The sequence below is a fragment of the Xylanimonas protaetiae genome (genome assembly GCF_004135385.1).
Taxonomy (GTDB): Bacteria; Actinomycetota; Actinomycetes; order Actinomycetales; family Cellulomonadaceae; genus Xylanimonas; species Xylanimonas protaetiae.
On record NZ_CP035493.1, the window covers coordinates 3,431,479 to 3,456,351 of the forward strand.

29 protein-coding genes and 1 other RNA gene are annotated in these 24,873 nt (G+C 73.5%); 16 read left to right on the top strand and 14 right to left on the bottom strand.

Annotated features, from left to right (window positions below):
* Position 1: 1 nt before the first annotated feature.
* Together lipA and ET471_RS15955 are read left to right on the top strand one after the other, a co-directional pair.
* A complete protein-coding gene (gene lipA, locus ET471_RS15950; RefSeq protein ID WP_129189926.1) occupies positions 2-1,003 on the top strand; it encodes a lipoyl synthase in 1,002 nt (333 codons plus the stop codon).
* A 36-nt stretch (positions 1,004-1,039) separates the two neighbouring features.
* A complete protein-coding gene (locus tag ET471_RS15955; RefSeq protein WP_129189928.1) occupies positions 1,040-1,759 on the top strand; it encodes a DUF4191 domain-containing protein in 720 nt (239 codons plus the stop codon).
* Between the two features lie 78 nt (positions 1,760-1,837).
* Here the strand turns inward: ET471_RS15955 and ET471_RS15960 are convergent, their stop codons facing one another.
* Positions 1,838-2,293 carry an RDD family protein gene (locus ET471_RS15960; RefSeq protein WP_129189930.1) on the bottom strand — a complete coding sequence of 152 codons (456 nt, stop codon included), beginning with the start codon at positions 2,291-2,293 and terminating at the stop codon, positions 1,838-1,840.
* 232 nt (positions 2,294-2,525) lie between these two features.
* Here ET471_RS15960 and glnA (ET471_RS15965) point away from each other — a divergent pair, with 232 nt between their 5' ends.
* Together glnA (ET471_RS15965) and ET471_RS15970 are read left to right on the top strand one after the other, a co-directional pair.
* The gene (gene glnA / locus ET471_RS15965) at positions 2,526-3,950 is read left to right on the top strand and encodes a type I glutamate--ammonia ligase (protein WP_129189932.1); all 1,425 of its coding nucleotides are present in this window, start codon (positions 2,526-2,528) and stop codon (positions 3,948-3,950) included.
* Positions 3,951-4,087: 137 nt separating this feature from the next.
* Entirely contained in the window at positions 4,088-4,399 is a 312-nt protein-coding gene (locus ET471_RS15970) for a DUF1905 domain-containing protein (protein WP_129189934.1), read from the top strand.
* A 121-nt stretch (positions 4,400-4,520) separates the two neighbouring features.
* Here ET471_RS15970 and ET471_RS15975 read toward each other — a convergent pair whose 3' ends face one another.
* Positions 4,521-5,240, bottom strand: coding sequence for an MOSC domain-containing protein (locus tag ET471_RS15975; protein ID WP_129189936.1), 720 nt, complete (start codon positions 5,238-5,240; stop codon positions 4,521-4,523).
* Between the two features lie 36 nt (positions 5,241-5,276).
* On the opposite strand from ET471_RS15975, the gene ET471_RS15980 reads away from it, so the two are divergent.
* Both ET471_RS15980 and ET471_RS18895 read left to right on the top strand, forming a co-directional pair.
* Positions 5,277-5,918, top strand: coding sequence for a hypothetical protein (locus ET471_RS15980; RefSeq protein WP_129189938.1), 642 nt, complete (start codon positions 5,277-5,279; stop codon positions 5,916-5,918).
* Between the two features lie 21 nt (positions 5,919-5,939).
* Positions 5,940-6,074: a hypothetical protein gene (locus ET471_RS18895; RefSeq protein ID WP_280949885.1), complete on the top strand. Its 135-nt coding sequence runs from the start codon at positions 5,940-5,942 to the stop codon at positions 6,072-6,074.
* Between the two features lie 33 nt (positions 6,075-6,107).
* Here ET471_RS18895 and ET471_RS15985 read toward each other — a convergent pair whose 3' ends face one another.
* Genes ET471_RS15985 through ET471_RS15995 form a run of 3 tightly spaced genes read right to left on the bottom strand, consistent with a single transcriptional unit; the run spans position 6,108 to position 10,819 of the window.
* The gene (locus tag ET471_RS15985; protein WP_129189941.1) at positions 6,108-9,215 is read right to left on the bottom strand and encodes a bifunctional [glutamine synthetase] adenylyltransferase/[glutamine synthetase]-adenylyl-L-tyrosine phosphorylase; all 3,108 of its coding nucleotides are present in this window, start codon (positions 9,213-9,215) and stop codon (positions 6,108-6,110) included.
* Positions 9,212-10,549 (bottom strand): type I glutamate--ammonia ligase, encoded by a 1,338-nt coding sequence (gene glnA, locus ET471_RS15990; protein WP_129189943.1) that lies wholly within the window; start codon positions 10,547-10,549, stop codon positions 9,212-9,214. The genes ET471_RS15985 and glnA (ET471_RS15990) overlap by 4 nt, the downstream gene beginning before the upstream one ends.
* 57 nt (positions 10,550-10,606) lie before the next feature.
* Positions 10,607-10,819: an SPOR domain-containing protein gene (locus ET471_RS15995; protein ID WP_129189945.1), complete on the bottom strand. Its 213-nt coding sequence runs from the start codon at positions 10,817-10,819 to the stop codon at positions 10,607-10,609.
* Between the two features lie 28 nt (positions 10,820-10,847).
* On the opposite strand from ET471_RS15995, the gene ppgK reads away from it, so the two are divergent.
* Positions 10,848-11,624 (top strand): polyphosphate--glucose phosphotransferase, encoded by a 777-nt coding sequence (ppgK, locus tag ET471_RS16000; RefSeq protein WP_129189947.1) that lies wholly within the window; start codon positions 10,848-10,850, stop codon positions 11,622-11,624.
* Positions 11,625-11,700: 76 nt separating this feature from the next.
* On the opposite strand, the gene ET471_RS16005 is transcribed toward ppgK, so the two are convergent.
* The 3 genes from ET471_RS16005 to ET471_RS18270 all read right to left on the bottom strand — a co-directional run bounded on the left by ET471_RS16005 (position 11,701) and on the right by ET471_RS18270 (position 13,412).
* Positions 11,701-12,039, bottom strand: coding sequence for an STAS domain-containing protein (locus ET471_RS16005; protein WP_129189949.1), 339 nt, complete (start codon positions 12,037-12,039; stop codon positions 11,701-11,703).
* Positions 12,040-12,432: 393 nt separating this feature from the next.
* Complete coding sequence (locus ET471_RS18265; RefSeq protein WP_207207289.1) at positions 12,433-12,909, bottom strand: sodium:calcium antiporter; 477 nt, start codon at positions 12,907-12,909, stop codon at positions 12,433-12,435.
* A complete protein-coding gene (locus tag ET471_RS18270) occupies positions 12,867-13,412 on the bottom strand; it encodes a sodium:calcium antiporter (protein ID WP_207207290.1) in 546 nt (181 codons plus the stop codon). The genes ET471_RS18265 and ET471_RS18270 overlap by 43 nt, the downstream gene beginning before the upstream one ends.
* Before the next feature lie 252 nt (positions 13,413-13,664).
* Between ET471_RS18270 and ET471_RS16015 the strand changes: the two genes are divergently transcribed.
* Together ET471_RS16015 and ET471_RS16020 are read left to right on the top strand one after the other, a co-directional pair.
* Positions 13,665-13,850 (top strand): CsbD family protein, encoded by a 186-nt coding sequence (locus ET471_RS16015; RefSeq protein WP_129189951.1) that lies wholly within the window; start codon positions 13,665-13,667, stop codon positions 13,848-13,850.
* A 100-nt stretch (positions 13,851-13,950) separates the two neighbouring features.
* Positions 13,951-14,712, top strand: a complete 762-nt coding sequence (locus ET471_RS16020; protein ID WP_129189953.1) for a class I SAM-dependent methyltransferase — start codon at positions 13,951-13,953, stop codon at positions 14,710-14,712.
* A 16-nt stretch (positions 14,713-14,728) separates the two neighbouring features.
* On the opposite strand, the gene ET471_RS18275 is transcribed toward ET471_RS16020, so the two are convergent.
* The 3 genes from ET471_RS18275 to rnpB form a co-directional block, all read right to left on the bottom strand.
* A complete protein-coding gene (locus ET471_RS18275) occupies positions 14,729-14,902 on the bottom strand; it encodes a hypothetical protein (RefSeq protein ID WP_207207291.1) in 174 nt (57 codons plus the stop codon).
* Positions 14,899-16,077, bottom strand: coding sequence for an IS4 family transposase (locus ET471_RS16025; RefSeq protein ID WP_280949886.1), 1,179 nt, complete (start codon positions 16,075-16,077; stop codon positions 14,899-14,901). The genes ET471_RS18275 and ET471_RS16025 overlap by 4 nt, the downstream gene beginning before the upstream one ends.
* Before the next feature lie 181 nt (positions 16,078-16,258).
* Positions 16,259-16,655, bottom strand: an RNA gene (rnpB, locus tag ET471_RS16030) — RNase P RNA component class A.
* Positions 16,656-16,724: 69 nt separating this feature from the next.
* On the opposite strand from rnpB, the gene ET471_RS16035 reads away from it, so the two are divergent.
* The 7 genes from ET471_RS16035 (at position 16,725) to ET471_RS16065 (ending at position 22,075) form a co-directional block, all read left to right on the top strand.
* On the top strand, positions 16,725-17,177 hold the full coding sequence (locus tag ET471_RS16035) for a ScoMcrA-related endonuclease (RefSeq protein WP_242496327.1): 453 nt from the start codon (positions 16,725-16,727) through the stop codon (positions 17,175-17,177).
* A gap of 154 nt (positions 17,178-17,331) precedes the next feature.
* The gene (locus tag ET471_RS16040; RefSeq protein WP_129189957.1) at positions 17,332-17,721 is read left to right on the top strand and encodes a PadR family transcriptional regulator; all 390 of its coding nucleotides are present in this window, start codon (positions 17,332-17,334) and stop codon (positions 17,719-17,721) included.
* Positions 17,718-18,656, top strand: a complete 939-nt coding sequence (locus ET471_RS16045; RefSeq protein WP_129189959.1) for a permease prefix domain 1-containing protein — start codon at positions 17,718-17,720, stop codon at positions 18,654-18,656. Before ET471_RS16040 ends, ET471_RS16045 begins: the two co-directional genes overlap by 4 nt.
* 153 nt (positions 18,657-18,809) lie before the next feature.
* Complete coding sequence (locus ET471_RS16050; RefSeq protein WP_129189961.1) at positions 18,810-19,805, top strand: ABC transporter ATP-binding protein; 996 nt, start codon at positions 18,810-18,812, stop codon at positions 19,803-19,805.
* A gap of 76 nt (positions 19,806-19,881) precedes the next feature.
* Positions 19,882-20,610 carry an ABC transporter permease gene (locus ET471_RS16055; protein WP_342586050.1) on the top strand — a complete coding sequence of 243 codons (729 nt, stop codon included), beginning with the start codon at positions 19,882-19,884 and terminating at the stop codon, positions 20,608-20,610.
* 184 nt (positions 20,611-20,794) lie between these two features.
* Positions 20,795-21,667, top strand: a complete 873-nt coding sequence (locus ET471_RS16060; protein ID WP_129189963.1) for a YaaA family protein — start codon at positions 20,795-20,797, stop codon at positions 21,665-21,667.
* 48 nt (positions 21,668-21,715) lie between these two features.
* On the top strand, positions 21,716-22,075 hold the full coding sequence (locus ET471_RS16065; RefSeq protein WP_129189965.1) for a TfoX/Sxy family protein: 360 nt from the start codon (positions 21,716-21,718) through the stop codon (positions 22,073-22,075).
* Here the strand turns inward: ET471_RS16065 and ET471_RS16070 are convergent.
* The 3 genes from ET471_RS16070 to ET471_RS16080 are packed head-to-tail and all read right to left on the bottom strand — an operon-like array spanning position 22,053 to position 24,819.
* Entirely contained in the window at positions 22,053-23,216 is a 1,164-nt protein-coding gene (locus ET471_RS16070) for a bifunctional RNase H/acid phosphatase (RefSeq protein ID WP_129189967.1), read from the bottom strand. The genes ET471_RS16065 and ET471_RS16070 overlap by 23 nt on opposite strands.
* Complete coding sequence (locus tag ET471_RS16075; protein WP_129189969.1) at positions 23,213-23,950, bottom strand: zinc ribbon domain-containing protein; 738 nt, start codon at positions 23,948-23,950, stop codon at positions 23,213-23,215. The genes ET471_RS16070 and ET471_RS16075 overlap by 4 nt, the downstream gene beginning before the upstream one ends.
* Positions 23,947-24,819, bottom strand: a complete 873-nt coding sequence (locus tag ET471_RS16080; protein ID WP_129189971.1) for a Nif3-like dinuclear metal center hexameric protein — start codon at positions 24,817-24,819, stop codon at positions 23,947-23,949. The genes ET471_RS16075 and ET471_RS16080 overlap by 4 nt, the downstream gene beginning before the upstream one ends.
* Between the last annotated feature and the right edge of the window lie 54 nt (positions 24,820-24,873).

The following is a 24,873-nucleotide window of genomic DNA, read 5'->3' on the forward strand; positions in this document are numbered from 1 at the left end:
CGTGACCATTGCTCCCGAAGGCCGCCGCATGCTGCGCATCGAGGCGCGCAACGCCGAGACGCCGATCGAGAAGAAGCCGGAGTGGATCCGGACCAAGGCGACCATGGGCCCCGAGTACCGGGACATGAAGAACCTGGTCCAGGGCGGCAACCTGCACACGGTGTGCGAGGAGGCCGGCTGTCCCAACATCTTCGAGTGCTGGGAGGACCGCGAGGCGACGTTCCTCATCGGCGGCGAGCAGTGCACGCGCCGCTGCGACTTCTGCCAGATCGACACGGGCAAGCCCGCCGCGCTCGACCGCGACGAGCCGCGGCGCGTCGCCGAGTCCGTCCAGCAGATGGGCCTGAAGTACTCGACGATCACGGGCGTCGCGCGCGACGACCTGCCCGACGGCGGCGCCTGGCTCTACGCCGAGACGGTCCGCGCGATCCACGAGCTCAACCCGAACACGGGCGTCGAGAACCTCATCCCCGACTTCAACGGCATCCCCGAGCTGCTCGACGAGGTGTTCGAGTCCCGCCCCGAGGTGCTCGCGCACAACCTCGAGACCGTGCCGCGCATCTTCAAGCAGATCCGCCCGGCGTTCCGCTACGACCGGTCGCTCCAGGTGCTCTCCCGCGCACGCGACGCCGGCCTGGTCACCAAGTCGAACCTCATCCTCGGCATGGGCGAGACGATCGAGGAGATCAAGGCCGCGCTCGTCGACCTGCACGACGCCGGCTGCGACCTCATCACCATCACGCAGTACCTGCGCCCGTCGCTGCGCCACCACCCGATCGACCGGTGGGTGCGCCCCGAGGAGTTCGTCGAGCTGTCGCAGTTCGCGGAGGAGGTCGGGTTCCTGGGCGTCATGGCCGGGCCGCTCGTGCGCTCGTCGTACCGCGCGGGCCGCCTGTGGGGCCAGGCCATGAGCAAGCGCGGCATGGAGATCCCCGCCGCCCTCGCCCACCTCGCCGAGCCGACGACGGCGCGCCAGGAGGCAGCCAGCCTCCTCGCACGCTGACCGCGCGCCGCACCGACCGCCGATAGGATCAGGCCCATGGCACGATCGAACGCGTCCGCGGACGCCACGAAGGCGAAGAAGCCCAAGAAGCAGCGCTGGTACCACCAGGTCTGGCAGGCGTACACGATGACGCGCCAGCAGGACCCGTCGGTGACGTGGGTGCTGCTCGGGATCTTCGTCGGCGTGCTGCTCGTCGGCCTCGCCATCGGCCTCGCGACGGACGCGCCCGTCTACGCGACGATCGTCGCCGTGCCCTTCGCGGCGCTGGCCACCATGTACATGCTCACGCGCCGTGCCGAGCGCGCCGCGTACAGCAGGATCAAGGGCCAGCCCGGTGCCGCGCGCGCCGCGCTCGGCACCGTCCGCGGCGGCTGGACGTTCGAGGACGAGCCGGTGGCCGTCAGCGCCCGCACGCAGGACTTCGTGTTCCGCGGCGTCGGCCGCCCCGGCGTCGTGCTCGTCTCCGAGGGCCCCGGGACCCGCGTGACCCGCCTGCTCGAGGACGAGCGCCGGCGCACCGCCCGCGTGCTGCCGAACGTGCCGATCCACCTGATCCAGATGGGCGACGACGCCGGCCAGGTGGAGCTCATGAAGCTCGGCCGCGCCGTCTCCAAGCTCAAGCCGTCGCTGACCCGGCCCGAGGTGGCCGAGGTGTCCAAGCGCCTGCGCGCCCTGGGCGGCCAGAAGCTCCCGGTGCCCAAGGGCATCGACCCGTTCAAGACCCGGCCCGACCGCAAGGGCATGCGCGGCCGCTGAGCCGTCGCGACGGAGGGCCGGATCCCCGCGGGGATCCGGCCCTCCGTCGTCCTCCAGGTCGGGCGTCGCGCTCCGAGGTCAGCGCCGCGTGATGACGGTCCCGGCCGCGCGGTCGTGCAGGCCGCGGCCGTCGCCGTCCCAGACGACGGCGGGGATCACCAGGCACAGCAGCACCGTGCGGATCAGCGACCGCCGGAAGCCCACGAACGCGCCGCCGACGGCGCCCTCCCCCGGCCGGCCCAGCACGCGCACCTGCAGGCCCAGCAGCCGGTGGCCGATCGTGAACCCGAGCGACCCGACGAGGATCACGTTCATGACCGCCAGCACGGCGAGCGGCACGAACTCGTTGCCGCGCGCGACCAGCGCGGCGACACCCCACGCCACCGCCCAGTCGACGCAGAGGGCCACGACGCGGGGCCCGAGGGACGCCATCGCGCCCGGGCCGTCCGCGGGGAGACCGAGTCGCGTCGCGCCGTCGCCCGACGGGGTCGCGCCGCCTTCGAGCCAGGAACCGAGGTCCTCACGTGATGCCACGCCTCCAGCGTAGGCGGCGTCGTCGACGCCCCCGATCGCCGTCGCCCGACGAGGGCCGCGGCGCGTGTTCCGTGCATCACAGCAGGGGCCGCGAACGTCCACGAAATCTCACTGTGCGGACGGCGAGCGCCTCGGTTACATGCTCGAAACATGAGTGGCATGCCAGGGTAATCACGGCGCCCTACGTTCGGGGCAGCCGCATGACGTCGGCACCCACTTCTAAGGAGCATGGATGTTCAACAACGCCGAGGAGGCCATCGCCTTCACCCGCAACGAAGGGGTGGAGTTCATCGATGTCCGGTTCGTCGACCTGCCGGGCGTGTGGCAGCACTTCAACATCCCGACCTCGCAGTTCAGCGAGGACTCGTTCACCGAGGGCCTCATGTTCGACGGGTCGTCGATCCGCGGCTTCCAGGCGATCCACGAGTCCGACATGAAGCTGGTCCCGGACGTCAAGACCGCGTTCATCGACCCCTTCCGCAAGCGGAAGACGCTGGTCATGAACTTCTCGATCGTCGACCCGTTCACCGACGAGGCCTACTCGCGCGACCCGCGCACCATCGCCGCCAAGGCCGAGGCCTATCTCGCCTCCACGGGCATCGCCGACACGGTGTACTTCGCCCCCGAGGCCGAGTTCTACCTGTTCGACTCGGTCCAGTACCAGACCGGCATGCAGGGGTCGTCCTACAAGATCGACTCCGTCGAGGCCGCGTGGAACACGGGCCGCGAGGAGGAGGGCGGCAACCTCGGGTACAAGACCCGCGTCAAGGGTGGCTACTTCCCCGTCTCCCCGTCGGACAAGTTCGCCGACCTGCGTGACGACATGTGCGACACCCTCGGCAAGGTCGGCCTCGACGTCGAGCGCGCGCACCACGAGGTGGGCACCGCCGGCCAGCAGGAGATCAACTACCGCTTCAACACGCTGCTGCACGCGGCCGACGACCTGATGAAGTTCAAGTACGTCGTGCGCAACGAGGCCTACAACGCCGGCAAGACGGTCACGTTCATGCCGAAGCCGCTGTTCGGCGACAACGGCTCGGGCATGCACTCGCACCAGTCGCTCTGGAAGAACGGCGAGCCGCTGTTCTACGACGAGAAGGGCTACGGCGGCCTCTCGGACCTCGCCCGCTGGTACATCGGCGGCCTGCTCAAGCACGCCCCGTCGCTGCTCGCGTTCACCAACCCGTCGGTCAACTCGTACCGCCGCCTGGTGCCGGGCTACGAGGCCCCGGTCAACCTGGTCTACTCGGCCCGCAACCGCTCCGCCTGCATCCGCATCCCGATCACGGGCTCCTCGCCCAAGGCCAAGCGCGTCGAGTTCCGCGTGCCGGACCCGTCGGCCAACGCCTACCTCGCCTTCGCCGCCCAGCTCATGGCCGGCATCGACGGCATCAAGAACCGCATCGAGCCGGCCGCGCCGATCGACAAGGACCTCTACGAACTGCCCCCCGAGGAGCACGCGCTGATCGCGCAGGTCCCGGGCTCGCTCTCCGAGGTGCTCGACAACCTCGAGCGCGACCACGAGTTCCTCACGCAGGGTGACGTGTTCACCGAGGACCTCATCGCCACGTGGATCGAGTACAAGCGCAAGAACGAGGTGGAGCCGGTGCAGCTGCAGCCGACCCCCAAGGAGTTCGAGCTGTACTACGACGTGTGACGGGCGGCCCTCGACGGGCCCCGTGACGCCACGCTGAGACGGCGGCCGGTCTGCCTGAGCATCGCAAGGTGCTCGGGCAGACCGGCCGCCGTCTCTCGTTCCCGGTCCTCCGGCCCGGCGCGTGGCACAGTGGCTCCGTGCACTGGCAGTTCACCGCCGAGGTCGTCGAGTGGCGCGGGCCCGCGCCCTACTACTACCTGCCCCTGCCGCCCGACGACGCCGCGGACCTCAAGGACGAGGCCCGCGGGCTGATCTACTGGGGTCAGGTCGCCGTGACCGCGACGATCGGGGCGACGACCTTCGAGACCGCGCTCTTCCCGAAGGACGGCACCTACCTCCTGCCGCTCAAGGACGTCGTCCGGACGGCAGAGGGCCTCGCGGTCGGTGACGTCGCCGCCGTGCGCCTGACGCTGGGTTCCTCACGGCGTCCGGCGGGCGAGCCTGGTTGACGACCCCCCGGCGCACCCTGTGTCGAGGCCCACGGTGGGCGCCACGACGGGGCCGCCGTGGGCATCGGTGCCGTCGGGTTCTACGCCGCGGGCATCGCCTGGGCGGCCATGCGCGTCGTGATCACCGGGGTGCGCCAGGCGCGGCAGCGCGCTCCGAGGCCGTGCTGACCACGTCCCCCACGCGCACCGTGCCCGGCACGACGACGTCCGCGTAGACGGCGAGGCACAGGCCGCGCTCGGCGCCGAGCGGCTTGAGCCAGCGCCCGGCGCCGGACGCCCCGTCCTGGGCGAGGTCGATCGTGCGGCAGCGCTCGATGCGCTCGACGCCGCGCAGCTCGACCTCGCCGACGGCGATGCCCGAGCCCACCCACGTCTCCTCGACGAACGGCTCGTCGGTGTCGACCACGAGGTTGACCCGCAGCCGGCGCGGGTCCGCGTCGATCCCCCACCGCTGCGCGCACCAGGCCAGCGTCGCGGTGCCGACGAGGGACACCGCGCACGCGTCGAAGTGCGGGGTCCCGGCCTCGGGCAGCACGCGCGACGGGACGCCGAGCGCCCGCGTCAGCTCGGCGTCCAGCGCCGGGCTGCCGACCGCCCACCGGCCGTCGCGCCCCGTGACGACGACGCCGTCCCCGGACGTGGCGGCGGTGTAGCCGAACACCGCGTCCCGACGCCGGAACCGGCGCGTGTTCTTCCCGGAGGCGAAGTGCCCCTCGTCGTCGACGACGGCGAACGCGCGGTCCCCGACCAGGCCTCGCGCGTCGACCACGACGGCGTCGAGCGCCTCCCCTCCCATCGACTTCACGGGGTAGCGCCGCAGGGACCGGACCGTCATCGTCATCCGGCGACCCTAGCCGACGCCCCGTAGCGTGGGGCCATGAACCCATGGTTGGAGGCCTTCGGCTGGCTCGGCTCCATCCTGGTCGTCTGGTCGCTGACCCAGGCCCGCGTGCTCCGTTTCCGCTGGCTGAACTTCGTCGGGGCGGTCCTCGCGACGGCGTACAACGCGATCGTCGGGATCTGGCCGTTCTTCGCGATGAACCTTGCGATCGCGCTCATCGACGCGTACTGGCTGTGGCGGCTGCACCGCACCCGGCACGACGATGCGACGTACCAGGTGGTGGAGGTGGAGCCCGACGACGCGTACCTGCTGCACGTGCTGCGCACCTACGCCGACGACATCGCGGGGTTCTCCCCCGGGTTCGCGGCCGTACCCGCCGCGGGCGAGCGGCGGGCCGCGTTCCTCGTGCAGAAGGGCGACGAGACCGTGGGCGTCGTCGAGATCGCGGACGAGGGCGGCGGCACCGGCGTCGTGCTCCTGGACTGGGTGAGCCGGCGGTTCCGCGACTTCACGCCCGGGGAGTTCGTGTACCGGGAGTCGGGCATCGTCGCCGGGAAGGGCTTCACGCGGCTGGTCGTGCCGCCCACCTCGCGCACGGACGCGCGCTACCTGACGCGCGTGGGCTTCCACCTGGAGGACGGCGTCTGGTCGCGAGCGACGCCGGCGCTGGCGTCCTGACGGGGCGCGTAGCCTGAGCGCGTGCACTCCCTGGCCTTGACGGCGGCCGTCCCGGCGCGGCTCTTCCTCCTGCCGCCGAGCAGCAAGCCGCTGCTGCTCGTCGCGGTCGTCGTGCTTCTCGTGGTGGTGCGCCTCGTACGGGCCCGACGGCGCTGACGCCGTCCGGCGCCGCCCGCCGGGGCCAGCCCGTCAGCGCTGCGCGTCGGCGCCGTAGAAGACCCGTTCCATGACGGTCCGCGCCCGCCGGGCGGTGCGCAGGTAGTGGTCCTCCAGGTCGCTGCCCGTACCGACGTCGCCGAGCAGCCGGGCGACGCCCGCGAGTGCGAGGCGGTCGTGCGGCAGCACGTCGGCCTGCGCCCCGGTCACGCGTCCCGACCACAGCACGACGGCGGAGCGCAGCCGCGACGCGAGCGTCCAGGCGTCGGTGAGGGAGGCGGCGTCGTCGGCGTCGAGCACCCCGGCGCCGACCGCGGCGTCGAGCGCGGCGATCGTGCCCGTGGTCCGCAGCGCCGGGACGTCGTGCGCGTGCTGGAGCTGGAGCAGCTGCGCGGTCCACTCGACGTCGGCGACGCCGCCGCGGCCCAGCTTGAGGTGTCGCGTCGGCTCGACGCCGCGGGGCAGGCGCTCCGCCTCGACGCGGGCCTTGATGCGGCGCACCTCGCGCACGTCCGCGACGGGGAGCCCGCCGTCCGGGTAGCGCAGCGGGTCGACGACGGCGGTGAACCGCTCCGCGAGCGCCACCGACGCGGCGTGCTCGGCGGAGTCCGCGGAGGCCTCGCCGGACAGCACGGCCAGCGCCCGGGCCCGCAGCAGCGCCTGCGCCTCCCACACGGACGACCAGCGCTCGTAGTACTCGGCGTACGAGGCGAGGGTGCGCACGAGCGGGCCCTGCCGCCCCTCGGGGCGCAGGTCGGCGTCGACGGGCAGCGCGGGCTCGGCGCCGACGCTGCCGAGCAGCTCGCGCAGCCGGGTCGCCGCGGTGAGGGCGAACTTCGACGCGACCTGCGCGTCCACCCCGGGGCGGGGGTCGTGCACGAACATGACGTCGGCGTCGGAGCCGTAGCCCATCTCGCGGCCGCCGAGGCGTCCCATGGCGACGACGACCATCGTCGTCGGGCTCTCCTCCAGGCCGAGCTCGCCGCGCGCGACGTGCTCCGCGACCCGGAGCGCGCCCTGGAGCGCGAGGTCGGCGGCGTCGGAGATCGCGGCCGCGGCGCTGACGGGGTCGAGCACGCGCAGCACCTCGCCGGCGCCCGTGCGGGCGAGCTCGCGGCGGCGCATCGCGCGCAGCAGGGTCGCCGCGGCCCGGGCGTCGTCGGCCCGCTGGAGGACGGCGTCGGCCTCCCCGGCGAGCCGCTGGGCGCCGCGCGGCTCGAGGCCGGTGGCGTCGTCGAACCACTGGACGGACTCGGGCGAGCGCCCGATGGCGTCCGCCAGGTAGCGCGACGAGGCGAGGACGTGCGCGAGCCGTTGCGCGGCCGAGCCGGAGTCGCGCAGCAGCTTGAGGTACCAGTGCGTGGAGCCGAGCTCCTCCGAGAGGCGGCGGAACGCGAGCAGGCCGCCGTCGGGGTCGGCGCCCTCGGCGAACCAGCCGAGCAGCACGGGCAGCAGCTGCCGCTGGAGCGCCGCGCGCCGCGACATGCCCTCGGTGAGGGCGTTGACGTGCCGCATCGCGCCGTCGGGGTCGCGGTAGCCGATGGCGGCGAAGCGCTGGCGGGCGGCCTCGGGGGCGAGGGACACCTCGTCCTCCGAGAGCTGCGCGTACGCGGGCAGCAGCGGCCGGTAGAAGAGCGCCTCGTGCAGGGAGCGCACCTCGCGGCGCGTGGACCGCCAGCGCTCGGTGAGCCCCTCGACGCCGTCGGCGCGCATGCCGAGCGCGCGGGCGAGGCGGCGCAGGTCGTCCTCCCCGGTGGGCAGCAGGTGCGTGCGGCGCAGGCGGAAGAGCTGGACGCGGTGCTCGAGCGCCCGCAGGAAGCGGTAGCACACGGCGAGGCGGCTCGCGTGGTCGCGGCCCACGTACCCGGCGCCGGCGAGCGCGGCGAGCGCGGCGATCGTGTTGGGCGAGTGGATCGCCGGGTCGGTGCGCCCGTGCACGAGCTGGAGGAGCTGGACGGTGAACTCGACGTCGCGCAGGCCGCCGCGGCCGAGCTTGATCTGGCGGTCCGCCTCGGCGGCCGGCACGTTGGCCTCGACGCGGCGGCGCATCGCCTGGGAGTCCTCGACGAAGTTGTCGCGCGCGACGGCCTTCCACACGAGCGGGTCGACGGCCGCGCGGTAGGCGCGCCCCAGCGCGGCGTCCCCGGCGACGGGCCGGGCCTTGAGCAGCGCCTGGAACTCCCAGGTCGCGGCCCAGCGGTCGTAGTACGCGAGGTGGCTGGAGAGGGTCCGCACGAGCGGTCCGGCCTTGCCCTCGGGGCGCAGCGCGGCGTCCACCTGCCACAGCGCCGGCTCGCCGGACGCGCCGCCGCACACCTTCTGCAGCGTGGAGGCCAGGCGGGCCCCGACGGCCAGCGCCGCGGTCTCGTCCGCGGCCTCGCCGTCGGGCGTCATGCCCGGCTCGGCGACGTAGACGACGTCGACATCGGAGACGTAGTTGAGCTCGCGGCCGCCGGTCTTGCCCATGCCGATGACGGCGAGGCGCACGAGGGTGTGGTCGGGGTGCTGCGCGCGGGCGACGGCGAGCGCTGCCTCCAGGGCGGCGGCGGCCAGGTCGGCGAGCGCCGCCGCGACGCCCGGCAGCGCGCTGAGCGGCTCGCCCGCGGTGAGGTCGTCCGCCGCGACGTGCAGCAGCCGGGCGCGGTACGCGCGCCGCAGCGCGTCGGTCGCGGTGCGGGCGCCGTCGTCGGGCCAGGTGTCGCCCGCCACGGGGGCGTCGTCGGACGGCATGGCGCCGACGGCGGTGAGCAGCTCCGCCCGGACGACGTCGGGGTCGGCGCCGACGCCGCGCTCCGCGAGCGTGGCGAGCAGCGCCGGGCGGCGCACGATCTCGTCGCCCAGCGCCTCGGACGCCCCGAGCACCGCGAGCAGCCGACGCCGCGGGGCGTCGTCGTCGGCGGGCAGCGCGAGCAGCCCCGCGAGCGAGGGCGCCGCGGGCGTCGCCGCGAGCCGCACGAGCTGGAGGAGCGCGAGGTCCGGGTCGGCGGACCCGGCGAGCGCGTCGAGGACCCCGTCGGGGTCCTCCGGCAGCACGGCGGCCAGGGCGGCGTCGTCCCACAGCGACGCCGACCGGGTCAGGTCGGCGAACCCCGCCCGCAGCAGGCGGCGGGTGGGGCTCTCGCGGCGTCCGGCGGGCGTCACAGGAACTGCAGGAACCGGTTCAGCTCGTACGGCGTCACCTGGGCGCGGTAGGCGTCCCACTCGGCCCGCTTGTTCGCCAGGACGTACCGGAACACGTGCTCGCCCAGGGTCTCGGCCACGAGCTCGGAACGCTCCATGATCGCGATCGCGGCGTCGAGGTCCTGCGGCAGCGGGGTGATGCCGAGCGCGCGGCGCTCGGCGTCGGTGAGCTCCCAGACGTCGTCCTCGGTGGCGTCGGGCAGCTCGTAGCCCTCCTCGATGCCCTTGAGCCCGGCGGCGAGCATGACGGCGAACGCCAGGTACGGGTTGGCCGCCGAGTCGATGCCGCGGTACTCGATGCGCGAGGAGTTGCCCTTGCCCGGCTTGTACATCGGCACGCGCACCAGCGCGCTGCGGTTGTTGTGGCCCCAGCACACGTACGACGGCGCCTCCTGGCCGCCCCACAGGCGCTTGTACGAGTTGACGTACTGGTTGGTCACCGCGGTGACCTCGGCCGCGTGCACGAGCAGGCCCGCGATGAACTGGCGCGCCGTCTTGGACAGCTCGAACTGGGCGCCGGGCTCGTGGAACGCGTTGCGGTCGCCCTCGAACAGCGACAGGTGCGTGTGCATGCCCGACCCGGGGTGGTGGGGCATCGGCTTGGGCATGAACGTGGCGAAGACGCCCTGCTCGAGCGCCACCTCCTTGACGACCGTGCGGAACGTCATGAGGTTGTCCGCCGTGGTCAGCGCGTCGGCGTAGCGCAGGTCGATCTCGTTCTGGCCGGGGCCGGCCTCGTGGTGGGAGTACTCCACCGAGATGCCCATGGACTCGAGCATCGTGATCGCCGCGCGGCGGAAGTCGTGCGTCGACCCGCGCGCCAGGTGGTCGAAGTAGCCGCCGTTGTCGACCGGGACGAGCGGGTCGGTCGCGCTGGCCATCTGCTCGAACAGGTAGAACTCGACCTCGGGGTGCGTGTAGAAGGTGAACCCCTTGTCGCTGGCCTTGGCCAGGGCCCGCTTGAGCGCGTTGCGCGGGTCCGCGAGGGACGGCTCGCCGTCGGGCGTGAGGATGTCGCAGAACATGCGGGCGGTGCCGTGCCGGTCGCCGCGCCAGGGCAGCACCTGGAACGTCGTGGGGTCGGGCTTGGCGATCATGTCGGCCTCGTACACGCGGGTGAGGCCCTCGATCGCGGAGCCGTCGAACCCGATGCCCTCGCTGAACGCCTGCTCCAGCTCGGCGGGGGCGACCGCCACCGACTTCAGGACTCCGAGAACATCGGTGAACCAGAGTCGGATGAAGCGGATGTCGCGCTCCTCGACCGTGCGGAGCACGAACTCCTGCTGCCTGTCCATGCGCTCATCCTGCCCGAGATTTGTTGCTGGGAAGTGACGACGCCACGGGCGCCCCTCCTACGTCTTCTCCGTGCCCCGCCAGCGGTCGTCGTCGTCGTCCCAGGCGTCGGTGCGCCGGCGGGCCGAGTCGAGCGCCCGCGCCGCCTCCTCGGCCGTGTCGTAGGGCCCCATGAGCTCCGTCCACGCGGACTGCCGACCCTCCTCGACCCGGCCCGTGCGGGTGTTGAACCAGTACCGCGGTGCCCGGTCCGCGTCGCTCTCCTCGCTCATGCTCCGATCCTGCACCAGGATGTCCCCCATGGCACACGACCTCGCCTTCGGCATCGACATCGGCGGCTCGGGCATCAAGGGCGCCCCCGTCGACCTCGACACCGGAGAGTTCGCCGCCGACCGGCTCCGCATCCCGACGCCCGCCGAGAGCACGCCCGAGGCGGTCGCCCAGGTGCTCGCGGAGCTCGTCAGCTCGTTCGACCTGCCGAAGAAGGCGCCCCTCGGCGTCGCGTTCCCCGCGCCCATGGACCACGGCGTCGTCCGGTTCATCGCGAACCTCGACCAGTCGTGGAAGGGCGTGAACCTGCCCGAGCTGCTGCACGAGACGACCGGCCGCCAGGTCACGGCCGTCAACGACGCCGACGCCGCCGGCATCGGCGAGCAGCGCTACGGCGCCGCGAAGGGCAAGGACGGCACGGTGCTCGTGGTCACGCTCGGCACGGGCATCGGGTCGGCGCTCATCGTCGACGGCGTCCTGGTGCCCAACACGGAGCTCGGCCACCTGGAGATCGACGGGTTCGACGCGGAGTCGCGCGCCGCGGACTCCGCGCGCGAGCGCGAGGGCCTCGACTTCCCGGCGTGGGCCGACCGCCTGCAGCGGTACTTCGAGACCGTGGAGATGCTGCTGTCGCCCGACCTCATCGTCGTCGGCGGCGGCGTGAGCAAGAAGCACGCCGAGTTCCTGCCGCTGCTGAACCTGCGCGCCACGATCATCCCGGCGGAGCTGCGCAACGCGGCGGGCATCGTGGGTGCCGCCGCGATGGCGGACACGGAGGCCTCGAAGGGCCGCAAGCGCAAGCACTGAGGTCTGGACGGGTCCCGCCAGGACGGGGCCGGAGCGGCGGCGACGTCGTCGGCGCGACCGCCCCGTCCCGGACAGGTCACGCAGCGGGCAGGCGCTCGCTGCAGATCACGCTGTCGCAGCCGACGAGGTGCAGCACCTCGGAGACCACCGACGGCGGGTTGCGGAGCGACACGGCCAGGCCCTCGTCCCGGCCCAGCGCGCACAGCTGGACGAGGAACGCCACGCCGGCCGAGTCGATGAACTCGACGCGCGTGGCGTCGACGACGACGGGAAGGTCTCGCTCGAGCGCTCCGGCGAGGGCCATGCCGGCCTCCGCGCGCAGCGCCGCGTCGATCTCGCCCCACATCTCCACCACGCTGGCGTCGGACCCTCGGACGAGGTCGATCCCGCCGCCTCGCGTGCTCGTGACAGTCATCTCTGTCCTTTCACTCTGGCTCGCTCCGTCGCCCGTCTGCCTCAGGGGCGGGATGCGTGCCCGGCGGCATCCTTGCCGCGCTGTTTGCGACCGTACACCCCTGACGGCGGTCAGCGGAACCGGCCTTTGCGGTCTGTTTGCACTCCGGACGGGTGCTCGACCAGCCGTAGACCGTGACGCCGCAGGTCACGGTCAGGTCACGGCAGCAATCGACCCGCCAGGACGCTGGGACATTCCCGGACACGACGACCGGATCGCGCACGCGAGGCGCGCGTCTTGCGCCAGTTTCGACCGGTCCGGGCGCCCGGCACGCTGCCGGGTCTCCACCGGCTGCGGCCGCCCCAGGTCAAGAGGAGGCCATGGCAGCCCGCGGCCTCCTGGGAGCGCTGGCGGTCAGGCGCGCAGGGCGATCAGCGACGTCATGTACGCCGCGTAGGCGAGGACGAACACGACGCCCTCGACGCGGGCGATCCGCCGCCCGGACACGAACACCGGGATGCACAGCAGGGCCGCGCCGATCATCAGCGGCAGGTCCACGCCGATGAGCTGCGAGTCCACCTCCACCCGGGACGGCCCGAAGAGCAGCGACGTGCCGAGGATGAACGTCAGGTTGTACGTGCTGGAGCCGATGAGGTTGCCGACGGCGATCGACCGGGCGCCGCGCACGGTCGCGGTGATGGTCGTGGCGAGCTCGGGCAGCGACGTGCCGATGGCGACGACGGTGAGGCCGATGAGCGTGTCGGACACGCCGAAGTGGGTGGCGATGTCCACGGCCGCCGAGACCAGCCAGTCGGCCCCCAGGACGACGACGGCGATGCCGACCACGGTCAGGCCGAGGTCGCGCGCGATGCGCTTCCCGCTGCGCGCCACCGGGCGCGGCGGCTCGTCGTGCGAGTGGTCCACCTCGGTGGCGAGCCGCTCCGCGCCGGCCTCGCGGCGGGCCGTGCGCAGCAGCAGGCCCGTGTAGAAGACCGCGACCGCCAGCAGCAGGGCACCGTCGAGGGTGGAGAGCCCCCGTCGAGCGACAGCAGCAGCAGGAGGATCGACGAGCCCACCATCGCAGGGAGGTCGAGGCGGAAGGTCTGCCTCTGCAACGTGATGGGCCGGATCGCGGCGGACAGGCCGAGGATGAGCAGCAGGTTCACGAGGTTGGTGCCCGCGATGTTGCCGAGCACCAAGGATCCGGCGTCGCGCCGCATCGCGTCGATACCGACGGCGAGCTCCGGCGCGGAGGTGCCGATCGAGACGATCGTCAGCCCGATGATGAGCGGGGAGATCCCGAGCATGCGGGCGAGCCTGGTGCCGAAGTTGACGATGATCTCGGCACCGGCGATGAGTGCGGCCAGGCCCCCGAGCAGCATCAGGATCGTCACGATGTACCACCTCCGCGGGACATCGTGCCTTGAGCAAGCGTTGTGGTCAGGCCGTTCAGCGCAAGATGTCGGGCGTGTCGTCCGACGCCCTCGGACCCGCGTCGGTCCGAGGGCGCCCCAGCGGTGCGTGGCGCGGGTGCGGTGCGTGGCGCGGGTGCGAGCTGCGGCGTCCCGTGGTGGCCTGGAACGAGGGCGTCGGGGCAGGGCGTCCGCCACCCGCGGCACGACGCCGCAGACGCCGAGGAGGCAGTCATGGGTCTCGACGACGACATCAAGCACAAGGCCGAGGAGCTCAAGGGCAAGGCGAAGGAGGCCTACGGCAAGGCCACCGACGACGAGTCCACCGAGGCCGAGGGCAAGGCCGAGCAGGCCGGCGCGAAGGTCAAGCAGGCCGCCGACAAGGCCAAGGACGCCATTAAGGACGCTTTCGACAGGTAGGAGGCTCCCGCCTGCGGGGTCCCGGTCCGTGGCGCGGGCCGGGACCCCGCCGTGCGGGCCGGCGTCGCCGCCCGCGCGGCACCGTCCTACGATGGCGACGATGCGAGAGCCCGATGCCACCTTCGCCGACCCGCGCCAGGCTGCCGTCTACGACATCTTCAACGGGGACGAGCACACGCGGGCCGACCTCGACGCCTACGTGGCCGTCGCGCACGAGGTCGGGGCGCGCCGCGTCGTCGACGTCGGCTGCGGGACCGGCTCCCTGGCGGTGCGGCTCGCCGGCGCGGGGTTCGACGTCGTCGGCGTCGACCCTGCCGGGGCGTCGCTCGACGTCGCCCGGGCCAAGCCCGGCGCCGACCGGGTCACGTGGGTCCACGGCGACGCCACCGCGCTCGACGGCCTGGGCCACGGCGCCGACCTGGCCGTCATGACCGGCAACGTCGCCCAGGTGTTCGTCTCCGACGACGACTGGTCCGACACCCTCGACGCCGTCCGCAGGGCGCTACGGCCCGGCGGCTGGCTCGTCTTCGAGACGCGGCGCCCCGAGGTGCACGACTGGGAGACCTGGACCATCCCTCCCACGCAGGTCACCACGTCCGACGGGCGCAGCGCCGTCGTGCAGTGCACCGTGACGGAGGTCGCGCTGCCGCTGGTCACGTTCATGGGATCGACGACGATCGGCGCCGAGGTGCTCCGCTCGACGTCGACGCTCCGGTTCCGCGAGCGGGGCGAGATCGAACGCGACCTGGCCGAGCACGGGTTCGACGTCGTGGACGTGCGCGACGCGCCCGACCGGCCCGGCAAGGAGCACGTGTTCGTGGCCCGCGCGACGGAGGACGCCGGACGAGCCGCCGGCGGCTAGCGGCAATGCCGCGAAGTTAGGTGGGCGTCGGTTTTGTCAAGATCGTGATGGTCAGGGTGGTCTTGTAGGTCTTGCGGTCGATGTTGGGGCCGCGGGCGTTGTACTTGGAGATCGCTCGTTTGACGGTGCGGGCGTTCGTGCGGGGGCGGGTTGCTGGCAGTGGTCGTGCGGTGACCGCGGCGCCGATCACGCCGAGCAGTTCGATCGGGGATCGGTGGCGTCGGCGTGCCGGTTGGCGGTGATCTGGTCGCGTGCGGCGTTCAGCGCGATCGTGAAGCTGGCGCGGTCGGGCGGGATCGCGGTGGTGGTGGTCGCGTCGGCCATGGCGGTGCGTAGGGCCTGGTAGGCGATGAGCAGGGCGTAGACCTCTTGCTCGATCCCGTCGGGGGTCCGGGCGCGCAGGACCCGCCCGCCCAGGATGGTCGACTTCAGCTCGAGGTAGGCGGTCTCGACCTGCCAGCGTTGGTGGTACAGGCCCGCGAGCTGGTCGGCCGGGTGGGTGCGGGGGTCCAGGAGCGTGGTGACCAGGCGGTAGTGGCTGGTCGTGGTCGCAGCCGTCGTGGCCGAGGTGATCTGAGCGTCGATGACGCGCACCCGTGTGGCGCCGAGCATCGACAGCCACGAACCATCGTCCAGCGCTCGGGTGACGGGCAGGGCGGGACCGTTGGCGGCGGCGGTACGTGCTCGCACCAGCACGTGGGCTCCCCTCGCGTGGGCTGCGGCGACCAGCGCCGCCGAGCTCAGGCCGCGGTCGGCCAGCAGCAGCATCCCGGCATGCAGCGAGCGAGTCAGGACCTGCGCGTAGACCGTCTCCCCGGTCGTGGTCGGGCCGAACGTCGCATCGATCAGGGTGCGGGTCCCGCACGCGACGAGCGCGACCAGCCGCAGCCCGGGGTAGGACCCGCCGCCGGTGGGCCCGCCGCGCTGCTTGACGTACCGGATGGTGTTGGCCGGGCTGTCAGGCACCGAGGTGACCGTCCCGTCCAGCGCGCACACCAGCAGTCCCCGCCACCGGGTCGAGCCTGGTGCCGGGCAGGCCAGGACCTCGAACAGCGACCGCAACGGGCCGGGCCCGACCCGGCGCAGCGCGAGCGCGATCGCGGTGCGCGACGGACAGGAATCGACATGCCCGAGGCCGGCGACCAGCCGGTCCCAGACCTGCTGCCAGCCCAGGCCCGCGAACAACGCACCCGCGACCAGCAGGTAGACGACCACCCGTGAGGGCAGCAGCCGTACGCGCTGCTCGGTCGCCCGGTGACGGGCCAGCACCTCATCGACGAGCTCGACGGGAACCAGGGCGCTCAACTCGCCCAGGTGCCCCGGAGCGAAGGCGCGAGCGACACGATCGATGGCAGACTGCGGCACGGCAAAGCTCCTGTGGTGAAGGCATGTCTTGGCGGACAGCCCTCAACTACAGGAGCTTCGCTGCTATGACCAGCACCAACACCCCTTGACAGCCAGGTCAGAGCCCTAACTTCGCGGCATTGCGGCTAGCGGGACACCGTCGGCTCCCGCTCCGGGCGTTCTTGCGGGGCACAGGATGGGGCGGACGAGCCGGTCTGTACGCCGGGTTCTGTTCCCGGCCCTGGTTGCCCGGGGCCGGGTGACGGTCATCCATCTAGGCCCTGCGTTGCCGCAGGGCTCGAGCGGTCTACCCGACTGCGCTTCTCCGAGGAGAATCGGGCGGGCCGCCCTCCAACACAGTCTGTCTGACCTTGCTCCAGGTGGGGTTTACCTAGCCGCCCCTGTCACCAGGGGCGCTGGTGGTCTCTTGCACCACCGTTTCACCCTTACCGCCGTCGGTCGCCCGACGGAGGCGGTCTGTTCTCTGTGGCACTGTCCCGCGGGTCGCCCCGGGTGGCCGTTAGCCACCACCTTGCCCTTCGGAGCCCGGACGTTCCTCGGGACCTGGTGCCAGGCCACGCGACCGTCCGACCGACTCGTCCGCGTCGTCAAGGATACGGTGCCTGACGACGGTCGGGAGCCACCCCGGCGGCGGTTACCCTCGAGGGGTGGCTACTCTCTCCGCCGTCACCCGCCCGCACCTGCTCACCGCGATCGCCGAGTACGACGACCGGGGGAAGGACGCCTTCATCGGCGTGTACGGGCTCCAGCCGTCCACGACCGAGTCGCTCGTGCACGAGGGGCGCTCGTACGACGCCGCCGCCGTCGTCGGCGTGGCCCACCGGTACGCCACGGGCCGGGTCGCGATGTCGGACGAGCTCGGCAAGCAGGCGGACGGCGTCGAGGCGCTGCTACGCAAGCACGGCTTCGAGGTGAAGGACGGCGCGAGCCGGCCCGGCGCCGGCGCCAAGGCGCCCGCCCGGCGGGCCGCAGCGCGGCCCGCAGCGGCACGAGCCCCCCGCCCCGCCCCGCGCGCGGCGGCCGAGGAGCGGCCCCCGGCGATCTGCCCGACGTGCTTCACGCAGCTCCCCGGGACGGGCGTGTGCGACAACTGCGCGTGACCCGGGGCTCGACGCGGTAGCGGTGCGCGGACGGCGTCGTCCACGCACCGCGGACGCCCCGCCGACCTCGGCGGCGGTGACGACCGGGCAGCCCGCCCCGCAGTCCGACGAGAGGGTGTTGTCGTCGAGTACTTGATGTCATACAGTACTTGGTGTGACACAAGAACTCGCCGACGACGCCTTCGCCGCCGACCTGCTGCGCGGGCACACCGACACGATCGTGCTCGGCGCGCTGCGCGGCGGTGACCGCTACGGCTTCGAGATCTACAAGGCCATCCGGGACGCGACCGGCGGCCGCCACGAGATCAAGGAAGCCACGCTCTACGCGACCTACCGCCGTCTCGTGAAGGACGGTCTCGTGGAGGCCTACTGGGGCGACGAGTCCCAGGGCGGCCGCCGCAAGTACTACCGGCTCACCGACGCGGGCCGGGCCGTCTACCGCACCAACGTCGCTGCGTGGGTCGCCACGCGCGACGTCATCAACACGCTGCTCGACACGCCGCACCACGATGCCGTGACCTCCCAGAAGGGCCGCAACCGATGACCTCCGTCCACCGCCTGCTCGACCAGGCGTTCGCCGACATCCCCCTCACCCCCGAGGCCGCCGACCTCAAGGAGGAGCTCCGCACCGGGCTGGTCGAGCGGGTCGCCGAGCTCCAGGCGTCCGGCGTCCCCGAGGAGCAGGCAGCGCTCAGCGCCGTCGCCGAGCTGGGCGACATCCACGCGCTGCTCGACGACGACGGCGGCGCTCCCGCGCCCGCTCCCGCCGCCGCGCGCGACACGCGCTCGACGCCGCGGCAGGCCTGGTCCGCCGACCGGGACCTCGTCGCCCTCAACAAGGTGCGCCCCCGCCCGGGCTTCGTCGGCGGCGTCGTGCTCGCGAGCCTCGTCGCCGCAGGCGCCGTGGTCACGTACACGCTGGTCGCGCTCGACGGGTCGACGGCGCTGCTCCCGGTGCTCGCCGTCGTCCTCGGCCTCGCCGTCGGGTGGATCCTCGCCAGCGCGCTCGCCCAGGAGACGACGACGAACCACCCGCTCCCCCGCGAGCGCGCGGCCGCCTGGGGGCTGGCCGGCGCGCTGGTGGCGACCGGCGCCGGGCTCGGGCTGATCGCGGTCCCCACCTGGGACGACCGGTTCGCCGTGGCCTGGATCGTCGGGGGCGGGCTGCTCGTCGTCGTCGGCGCCGTGCTGTTCACCTGGCTCGGCGTCACCCAGACCAACCGCAAGAAGGCCTGGACCCGTCACCTGTCGAGCGCCACCGCGAGCATCGACAACTTCAGCAAGGACCCGGCGGTCGCCGCCCGGTTCGGCATCTACACCGCCACGATCTGGGTGAGCGCGTTCCTCGTGAGCCTGGTGCTCGGGTTCGCCGTCGGCTGGCGGTACGCCTGGTTGCCGTACGTGGCCGCCTGGATCGTGATGATGGTGATGCTCGCCCGCATGGGCTTCGGCCGCAAGGACGCCGACGGCGCGAGCTGACAGAGGAAAGAAGTCCCCGGGCGGCTGCCACCGCCCGGGGACCGCACCCGAGCCCGGTACGCAGCCGGATCCGAGACGCACTCCCACCTTACGGGTGCGCTCCGGGCTCTCTCGATGGACCACCACCGTTGGACCACCCAGAGAGGGAGAACCATGCCCGCCACGACCCCGGCGATCGACGTCGTCGGACTGACCAAGACCTACCGGGCCCGGCACCGCGAGGTGCGCGCCCTGGACGGCGTCGACCTCACGGTCGCGCCCGGCACCGTGCTCGGGCTGCTCGGCCCCAACGGGGCCGGCAAGTCCACGACCGTCCGCATCCTCGCCACACTGTCCCTCCCGGACTCCGGGACCGCGCGCGTGGCGGGCTACGACGTCGTGCGCGACGCCGCCGCCGTGCGGAGGTCGATCGGCTACGTGTCCCAGAAGCCCGTCACGCGGGCCATGGACACCGGCCGGGAGAACCTCGAGCTCGCCGGGCGCCTGCACGGGCTCGGCCGCCGCGAGACGCGCGCCCGGGCCGAGCACCTGCTCGACGCGTTCGGGCTCACCGAGTCGGCCGACCGGCTCGTGCGCACCTACTCCGGCGGCATGGCCCGCAAGCTGGACGTCGCCGTCGGGCTCGTGCACTCCCCCGCGGTGCTATTCCTCGACGAGCCCACCACGGGGCTCGACCCCGAGGCGCGCGCCGAGCTGTGGGCCGAGCTGTCCCGGCTCGCCGGGGCGAGCGGCATGACCGTGCTGCTCACGACCCACTACCTCGACGAGGCCGACCGCCTCACCGACCAGGTCGTCATCGTCGACCGCGGGCGCGTCGTCACGCGCGGCACGCCCGACGAGCTCAAGGACCAGCTCCACGGCGACGGCATCACCGTCGACCTGCCGTCCGTCGAGGCGGCCTCCGCGGCCGCCGGCGTGGCGGCGCGCGTGAGCGGGCTCAGCGAGGTCGGCGTCGACGGGCGCCGGCTGCGGGCGCGGGCGACGTCGGGGGCCGCGGCGCTGCCCGTGCTGCTCGGTGCGCTCGACGCCGACGGCGTCCCGGTGCTCGCCGCCGGGATCGCCCGCCCGAGCCTCGACGACGTGTACCTGCACCACACCGGGCGCACCTTCGAGGCGGGCACGACCGAGCCGGCAGGGGTGGCAGCATGAGCGAGCGCAGCGAGCGAATCAGGAAGCACAGCGCGCGACGTGCCTCATGCGCGCACGGAGCGAAGCGAGTACGCGCATGAGCGCCCTCACCCACACCGCGATGCTGGCGGCCCGCGCCCGGCGCAGCACGATGCGCATCCCCGTGTTCGCGGGCATGCAGATCGTCCAGCCGCTCATCTGGCTGCTGCTGTTCGGGCAGCTCTTCGAGTCCGTGGTCGAGATCCCGGGCTTCTCGTCACCCGGCGCCACCTACCTCGAATTCATCACCCCGGGCGTGGTGATGATGACGGCCATGTTCGGCGCGGCCTGGGCCGGCACGGGCATCGTCGAGGACTCCGAGCGGGGCGTCATGGACCACCTGCTCGCCTCGCCCGCGAGCCGGGTCGCGATCCAGCTCGCCAGCCTCGTCTGGTTCTCCGTCGTCGCGGCGGTCCAGGCGCTCGTCGTGCTGGGCGTCGCCTGGCTGTGCGGGGCGCGGTTCGACGGCGGGCTGACCGGCGTCGCCGTCATGCTCGCCGGCGTCGTGCTGCTGACCTGCGTGTTCGCGGCGATGTCGAACGCCGTCGCGCTGCTCACCCGGCAGCAGGAGGCGCTCATCGGCATCTCGCAAGGGCTGACGATCCCGCTCATGTTCCTGTCGTCGGCCGTGATGGACACGCGCCTCTCGGCGGGCTGGGTCGAGACGGCCGCGCGGTTCAACCCCTTCGACTGGGCCGTGGTGGCCGGGCGCGAGGCGCTCTCCGCGACACCCGACTGGGGGCTCGTCGGGGCCGGCTGGGGCTGCTCGCGGCGCTCGCCGTCGTGATGACGTGGCTGGCGACGGCCGCGTTCCGAGCGTACCGGCGCGCAGCGTAGGGCGCGGCCGGCGGCGTGGCGGCCGGCGACGTCCGATCGGAGCGTGCGCTCGGTATCGGAACGTGTGACCTGATCCACGTTCCGATACCGAACGCACGCTCCGATCGCGTTGCGGCGGGACTTACCGTTCTCCCGTGCTTCTCCTGCTGCCGCCCTCCGAGGGCAAGACGCCCGCGCCCGACGGCGCCGCGCCCCTCGACCTCGCCGCGCTGTCCGGGTCGGACGCGCTGACCGCGCAGCGGCAGGCCGTGCTCGCGGCGCTCGCCGAGGTGAGCGCGTCCGACGACGCCCACGACGTCCTCGGCGTCGGCGCGTCGCTCGCCGCCGAGGTGGAGCGCAACACGCGGCTGCACGCCGAGCCCGCCGACGCCGCAGCCCGCGTCTACACCGGCGTGCTGTACGCCGCGGCGGGGCTCGCGGACCTCGAGGGCACCCCCGCGCGGAGGGCCGCCGACTCCGTGCGCATCCTCTCGGGCCTGTGGGGCGCCGTCTCCCCCGCCGACCGCATCCCCGCCTACCGCCTGTCGATGGGCGTCGACCTGCCCGGCGTCGGCAGGCTCGCCACCGCGTGGCGCGGCCCGCTGGGCGCGGCGCTCGACGCGCGGGCGGCCGGAGACGTCGTCGTCGACTGCCGGTCGGCCACGTACGTGGCGGCCTGGAAGCCGCGACCGGGCGCCGCGGAGTGGGTGACCGTGCGCGTCGTGCGGGAGGTGCGCGGGAAGCGGGCCGTCGTCTCGCACAACGCCAAGCACACGCGCGGCGTGCTGACCGGGCACCTGCTGCGCCGGGACGCCGCGCCGTCGTCTGCGGGCGGGACGCGCCCCCGGTCGGCGAGCTGGACGTGTCCCCGGTCGGCGAGCGAGCTGCTCGACGCGGCCGGCGAGCTCGTGGGCACCGTCGTCGGGACGGAGGTCGGCTCAGGGCTGAGCTACACGCTCCGCGACGCGACGCTCGAACCGGCCCGGACCCGGACCTCCCCCGCGACGCTCGAGCTCCTGATCAGCTGACGGACCCGCCCCCGGGGGCGTGTCGGACCCGCACGGCATGCTGGGTGCATGGCGTTCGACGAGGAGCTGGCAGCGCGCGTGCGCGATGCCGTCGAGGTCCGGGCCGGCGGGCCCGCGGACGAGAAGAAGATGTTCGGCGGGCTCGTGTTCCTGGTGAACACCCACATGGCCGTCGGGCTGCACCACGGCGGCGGGCTCATCATGACGGTCGGCGCGGGCGGCGAGGCCGCCGCGCTGGAGCACGGCGCCGTCCCCATGGAGCGGAGCGGCTGGGTGACCGTGCCCGACGAGGCGGTCGCGGACGACGACGCCCTCGCCTGGTGGGTCGACACGGGGGTCGCGGCGGCACGGGCGAGGCCGGCCAAGAACCCGAGAGCGCGCTCGGTCAGGTCGGGTACCCGACCGTGACGACCTCCGTCGTCGTCGGGAAGTAGCGCAGGATCGTCAGCGAGCACGGCGGGACCCGCAGGCTCGACCACGTCGTCGGCGGCATCCGCAGCGCCCGGCCGACGAACGTTCGGATCATCGCGGCGTGCCCGGCGACGACGACGGTGCGGCCCGTCCCGGCCGCTCGGAGGTCCTCGACCGCCTGGGCGACGCGCTCGCCGACCTGGACGTAGGACTCGCCGCCCGGCGGGGCGAACGTGCCCTCGGAGAACCAGCGGGCGAAGTCGCCCGGCCAGCGCTCCTCGACCTGGGCCGGCGTGAGCGCCTCCCACTGCCCGAACTCCATCTCCCGCAGCCGCTCGTCGACGGTGACCTTGAGGCCGAGGCGCCGGCCGATGGCCCTGCCGAGCTCCTGCGTGCGGACCGTCGGGGAGGCGACGACGTGGGTGGGGCGGGGCAGGTCGTGCCACGTCTCGTGCAGGCGGTGGACGGCGTCGGCGGCGCGGGCGGCCTGCGTGCGGCCCTGGGCGGTGAGCGGCGGGCCGGGCACGTCGCCGCCCGACAGGCCGCCGACGAGCGTCATCGGGGTGACGCCGTGGCGGACCAGGACGAGCGTGAGCGCCTGCGCGGGGTCGAGCGCGGAGAAGGCGCCCGCGGGGCGCCACGCGGGCTCGGGCTCGGGGGTGCCCTCCGGCGTGCCGAGGGTCTCGCCGGGCTCGGCGACGGCGTGCGCGAGGTCGCGGGCGATGCTCGGCTCGCGCGAGTCCATGGCCTCGTTCGCCAGGGCGTCCGCGGCGGAGTTCTGGGCGCGCGGGATCCACTCGTAGGTGACCTGCCCGGGCGGGAGCACGGCCCGCGCCTGCGTGGCGATGGCCCGCAGCGCGTCGTGCTTGATCTGCCACGTGCCGCTCATCTGCTCGACGACGAGCCGCGAGTCCATGCGCACGTGCACGCGGGCCGCCGCGTCGATCCCGCGCGCGGCGCGCAGGCCCTCGAGCAGCCCGGTGTACTCGGCGACGTTGTTGGTGGTGACGCCGAGGTAGCCGGCGCGCTCGGCGAGCACCGCGCCCGTCGCCGCGTCGCGCACGAGGGCGCCGTAGCCGGCCGGGCCGGGGTTGCCGCGCGACCCGCCGTCCGCCTCGACGACCAGGCCGGCGCTCACGACTCGGCGGGCCGCACGAGGATGCGGCCGCACTCCTCGCAGCGCACCACCTGGTCGGGAGCCGCGGCGTGCGCGGCGGCCAGGTCTCCCGGGTTGAGCTCGAGGCCGCAGCCCTCGCAGCGCCCCGCGCGCAGCGCGGCGGCGCCCGTGCCGCCGAGGCGGGTGCGCAGCTGGTCGTAGACCGCGACGAGGCCCGCGTCGATGCCGCCCGCGACGTCCTTGCGCTCCACCGTGAGCGCACGACCCTTGACGTTGATCTCCTCGAACGCGGCGTCCCGCTCGCCCTCGGCGGCGGTCTTCGCGTCGACGAGCTGCCGGTGGGCGTCCTCGACCTTGGCGAGCGCGTCCTGGTGCGCCTCGAGCTTCTCCATGACCTCGAGCTGCGCCTCCTCGAGGGTGCCCTGACGCCGCTCCAGCGACGCCATCTCCTCGGTGACGGCGAGCGCGTCCTTGGCGCCGAGCGCCCCGGAGTCGAGCCGCTGCTGGTCCTTCGCGTGCCGTGCCACCACCTGGGCGACGTCCGCCTCCGCCTTGGCGACCTCGCGCTGGAGGTCGCTCACGGCGGTGCGCGAGTCGACGAGCGACCCGTGCAGGTCGCCGATCTGCTTCTCGAGCTCGGCGATGCGCGCGAGCGACGGGTGCGTCTTCTTCGCGTGCGCGAGCTGCTGGATGCGCGTGTCGAGCGCCTGGAGGTCCAGGAGACGAAGCTGGTCCTGCGGGGCGGCAGTGGTCACTGCGGGTCCTTCCTGGGGTGGGCGACGGCGGTCCACGGGTCCGAGACGCGCGTGGAGACCTTGCAGGTCACGGTACCTGGCTCTCCGCGACCCGCCAGCAGCGCGCTCACCCCCGCCGCCACGTCCGTCGCCGCGTAGCGCAGCCACAGCCACTCGGACGCGAAGTGCGCGGTGTCGACCAGGTACGGCGTGCCGCCCTCGAAGACGGCGCGCTCGCGGAGCTCCGAGGCGGGGTGGTGGCGCAGGTCGCTGGTCACGTAGACATCAGCGCGGGCGGCGCGGACGGCGTCGAAGAACCCGTCGCCGGACCCGCCGAGCACCGCGGCCGTGCTGACCTGCGCGTCGAGGTCGCCCGCGACCCGGACGCCCTGGACCGTGGCCGGCAGCGCGTCCGCGACGCGCTGGGCGAAGTCGCGCAGCGTCGTCGGCGCGGCGAGCCGGCCGACGCGGCCGATGCCCGTCTCGGCACCCTCCGCGAGCGCCACGAGCGGCGCCCGGTCCACGAGCCCGACGGCGTCGGCGAGCGCGTCGGCCACGCCGCGCGGGGCGGCGTCGGCGTTGGTGTGCGCGTTGTACAGCGCCACGCCCGCGGTGAGCAGGCGGTGCACCACGGAGCCCTTGAACGTCGTCGCGGCCACCGAGTGGACGCCCTTGAGGAACAGCGGGTGGTGGGTGACGACCAGGTCGGCGCCCCATTCCAGGGCCTCGTCGACGACGTCGGCCACGGGGTCGACCGCGAAGAGGACCTTGCCGACGGTCGCGGCCGGGTCGCCGCACACGAGCCCGACGGAGTCCCACCCCTCGGCGGTGCCGGGCGGGTACAGGCCCTCGAGGACGTCGACGACGTCGGCGAGCGAAGGAAGGCTCATGCCCCGACAGTACGGCGCCGCGACGCCGCCAGCGGTTTCAGCAACTGCTAAAGT

Excerpts from the sequence above, each read along its gene's own strand:
- ET471_RS16005 (WP_129189949.1), bottom strand. The coding sequence starts at position 12,039 with ATGACTGTCACGAGCACGCGAGGCGGCGGGATCGACCTCGTCCGAGGG.
- ET471_RS16045 (WP_129189959.1), top strand. The coding sequence starts at position 17,718 with ATGACCTCCGTCCACCGCCTGCTCGACCAGGCGTTCGCCGACATCCCC.
- ET471_RS16050 (WP_129189961.1), top strand. The coding sequence starts at position 18,810 with ATGCCCGCCACGACCCCGGCGATCGACGTCGTCGGACTGACCAAGACC.
- ET471_RS16055 (WP_342586050.1), top strand. The coding sequence starts at position 19,882 with ATGAGCGCCCTCACCCACACCGCGATGCTGGCGGCCCGCGCCCGGCGC.
- ppgK (WP_129189947.1), top strand. The coding sequence starts at position 10,848 with ATGGCACACGACCTCGCCTTCGGCATCGACATCGGCGGCTCGGGCATC.
- ET471_RS15980 (WP_129189938.1), top strand. The coding sequence starts at position 5,277 with ATGAACCCATGGTTGGAGGCCTTCGGCTGGCTCGGCTCCATCCTGGTC.
- ET471_RS16065 (WP_129189965.1), top strand. The coding sequence starts at position 21,716 with ATGGCGTTCGACGAGGAGCTGGCAGCGCGCGTGCGCGATGCCGTCGAG.
- glnA (WP_129189943.1), bottom strand. The coding sequence starts at position 10,549 with ATGGACAGGCAGCAGGAGTTCGTGCTCCGCACGGTCGAGGAGCGCGAC.
- ET471_RS15995 (WP_129189945.1), bottom strand. The coding sequence starts at position 10,819 with ATGAGCGAGGAGAGCGACGCGGACCGGGCACCGCGGTACTGGTTCAAC.
- ET471_RS15955 (WP_129189928.1), top strand. The coding sequence starts at position 1,040 with ATGGCACGATCGAACGCGTCCGCGGACGCCACGAAGGCGAAGAAGCCC.
- ET471_RS16015 (WP_129189951.1), top strand. The coding sequence starts at position 13,665 with ATGGGTCTCGACGACGACATCAAGCACAAGGCCGAGGAGCTCAAGGGC.
- ET471_RS16020 (WP_129189953.1), top strand. The coding sequence starts at position 13,951 with ATGCGAGAGCCCGATGCCACCTTCGCCGACCCGCGCCAGGCTGCCGTC.
- ET471_RS15975 (WP_129189936.1), bottom strand. The coding sequence starts at position 5,240 with ATGACGATGACGGTCCGGTCCCTGCGGCGCTACCCCGTGAAGTCGATG.
- glnA (WP_129189932.1), top strand. The coding sequence starts at position 2,526 with ATGTTCAACAACGCCGAGGAGGCCATCGCCTTCACCCGCAACGAAGGG.
- ET471_RS16080 (WP_129189971.1), bottom strand. The coding sequence starts at position 24,819 with ATGAGCCTTCCTTCGCTCGCCGACGTCGTCGACGTCCTCGAGGGCCTG.